The 3516-nt window shown below is 48.9% G+C and carries 1 protein-coding gene; it reads left to right on the forward strand.

Annotation, left to right across the window (positions count from 1 at the left end; all coding sequences use genetic code 11):
- Positions 1–3516 (forward strand): ELWxxDGT repeat protein (locus ABF638_RS37220; protein WP_435027759.1); only part of this gene is annotated, 3516 nt, incomplete at both ends.

Consider the following 3516-nt stretch of genomic DNA (forward strand, 5'->3'; position numbering starts at 1 on the left):
GATGGCACTGAGGCTGGTACCGTCCGCATTAAGGATATTAATACTGGCACGGGTAGCTCTCATGCACAAAAGCTCATAAATATCAACGGCACGCTGTACTTTGTTGCTACCGACAGCAGCGGGGGCTATGAACTGTGGAAGAGTGATGGCACTGAGGCTGGTACCGTCCGCATTAAGGATATTAATACTGGCACGGGTAACTCTAGCCCAGGATATCTGACGAATGTCAACGGCACGCTGTATTTCAGTGCCACCGACAGCAGTGGCGGGACTGAACTGTGGAAAAGTGATGGTACTGAGGCTGGTACTGTCCGCGTCAAGGATATCTTCTCTGGCACGGGTAGCTCTAACCCGTACTTTCTGACGAATGTCAACGGTACGCTTTACTTTGTTGCCTCGAACAGTAACGCTGGGGACTATGAACTGTGGAAGAGTGATGGTACAGAGGTTGGTACTGTCCGCGTCAAGGATATTTTCTCTGGCACGGGTGGCTCTTCCCCAGGAAATCTGACGAATGTCAACGGTACACTGTACTTCAGTGCCTTCGACAGCATTGGAGAGACTGAACTCTGGAAAAGTGATGGTACTGAGGCTGGTACTGTCCGCGTCAAGGATATTAATACTGGCACGGGTGGCTCTGACCCAGTAAATCTAACAAATATCAACGGCACGTTGTACTTCAGTGCTACCGACAGCAGTGGGGGTCGGGAACTGTGGAAGAGTGATGGCACTGAGGCTGGTACTATCCGTGTTAAGGATATTGTCTCTGGCACGGGTGACTCTTCCCCAACAGATCTGATGAATGTCAACGGTACGCTCTACTTCGGTGCCTCTGACAGCAGTTGGCGCTATGAACTGTGGAAGAGTGATGGCACCGAGGCTGGTACTGTCCGTGCTAAGGATATCTTCTCTGGCACGAGTGGCTCTTACCAAGCAAATCTGACCAATATCAACGGCACGTTCTACTTTACTGCCGCCGACAGCAGTGGAGACAGTGAACTGTGGAAGAGTGATGGTACTGAGGCTGGTACTGTCCGCGTTAAGGATATTAATACTGGCACAGGTAGTTCTAATCCAGTATTTCTGACGAATGTCAACGGTACGCTGTACTTCAGAGCCACCGACAGCAGCGGGGGTCAGGAATTGTGGAAGAGTGATGGCACAGAAGCTGGTACCGTCCGCGTTAAGGATATTGTTTCTGGCACGGGTAGCTCTAGCCCGCACAATCTGACGAATGTCAACGGCACGCTATACTTTAATGCCACCGACAGCAGTGGTGGCTCTGAACTATGGAAGAGTGATGGCACTGAGGCTGGTACTGTCCGCGTCAAGGATATTGTTTCTGGCACTGGTAACTCTAGCCCGTTATCTCTGACGAATGTCAACGGCACGTTGTACTTCAGTGCCATTGACAGCAGTGGGGGTCGGGAACTGTGGAAGAGTGATGGCACCGAGGCTGGTACCGTCCGCATCAAGGATATCTTCTCTGGCACGGGTAGCTCTAGCCCGCAAAATCTGACGAATGTCAACGGCACGCTATACTTTAATGCCGCCGACAGCAGTGGTGGCTCTGAACTATGGAAGAGTGATGGCACTGAGGCTGGTACCGTCCGCGTTAAGGATATCTTCTCTGGCACTGGTCACTCTAGCCCAGCATTTCTGACGAATATCGACGGCACGCTATACTTCAGAGCCATTGACAGCAGTGGAGGTCAGGAATTGTGGAAGAGTGATGGCACTGAGGCTGGTACTGTCCGCGTTAAGGATATTGTCTCTGGCACGGGTAGCTCTAACCCCGGAAATCTGACGAATGTCAACGGCACACTGTATTTCAGTGCCACCGACAGCACTGGGGGTCAGGAACTGTGGAAGAGTGATGGCACTGAGGCTGGCACTGTCCGCGTCAAAGATATCTTCTCTGGTACAGATAGCTCTAGCCCAGCATTTCTGACGAATGTCAACGGCACGCTGTATTTCAGTGCCACCGACAGCAGTGGAGACAGTGAACTGTGGAAGAGTGATGGCACTGAGGCTGGTACTGTCCGCGTCAAGGATATCTACCCTGGCTTAGCTGGCTCTAATCCCAACAACCTAACTTACGTTAATGGCAAACTCTACTTTTTTGCTAACAATGGTAACACTGGGCAAGAACTTTTTAAGCTTGACCTGAACAGTACCCCCACTGAGCTGAGTCTAAGTGCCACTAGTGTTAACGAGAATGTTCCTGGCAACACAGTAATTGGCAACTTTAGCACTGTTGATGCCGATGGAGACAACACCCACACCTACACCCTAGTTTCGGGTACTGGCAGCACTGATAACAGCGCCTTCACAATTGTGGGTAACGAGTTACGGATTAATAGTTCGCCGGACTACGAAACCAAGAATAGCTACAACATCCGTTTACGCACCACAGATCAGGGTGGCTTATTCTATGAGAAAGAAATTGCGATCATAGTCAACGATATTAATGAAGTCCCACCAGTTGCAAATACCATTAATGGCACTTCAATTGCAAACAACCTAACTGGTACAGAGAACAGAGATATCATCTCAGGATTGCTGGGCAATGACACGCTCAACGGACTAGCTGATAACGACACCCTTGATGGCGGCGATGGAAATGATTTCTTAGATGGTGGTGCAGGAGATGACAGTCTCATTGGTGGTAAAGGCAATGACACTTATACTGTGGACAGCATCGGCGACACTATTATTGAATCCGCCAGTGCAGGCACAGATTTAGTTAAGTCTTCTGTGAGTTGGGTGTTGGCAGATAATCTGGAGAACTTGACCCTGACTGGAACCGAAGCAATCAATGGTACTGGTAACAGCCTTAATAACATTTTGATTGGAAATACTGCCGCTAACATCTTGAGTGGAGAAAACGGTAACGATAAACTCTTCGGTGATTCAGGTAATGACACCTTGCTGGGTGGAATCGGCAATGACACCTTAGATGGAGGTTTGGGATCTGATAATCTCAATGGTGGAATCGGCAATGACACTTACATCGTAGACAACCCGAATGATTTTATTACTGAATCCGCTAATGCAGGCACAGATTTAGTCAAGTCTTCTGTGAGTTTTGTCTTGGCAGATAACCTGGAAAACTTGACTCTGACTGGAACCACAGCAATCAATGGTACTGGTAACAGCCTTGATAACATCTTGACGGGAAATACTGGCGCTAACATCTTAAATGGATTTGATGGTAGCGATCGCCTGATTGGTGGTTCTGGCAATGACACCTTGTTCGGCGGTTCCGGTGATGACACCTTGGATGGAGGTGTGGGAATTGACAATCTCGATGGTGGAGTCGGCAATGACATTTACACCATAGACAGCCTCAGCGATACGATTACTGAAGGCTTAGATGCAGGTACAGATTTAGTCCAGTCTTCTGTGAGTTGGGTATTGGCAGATAACTTGGAAAATTTGACCCTGACTGGAAGCAAGGTAATCAATGGTACTGGTAACAGCCTTGATAACATCTTGACGGGAAATACTGGCGCT

The organism is Nostoc sp. CALU 1950 (genome assembly GCF_051172895.1).
GTDB classification, from domain to species: Bacteria; Cyanobacteriota; Cyanobacteriia; order Cyanobacteriales; family Nostocaceae; genus Nostoc; species Nostoc edaphicum_A.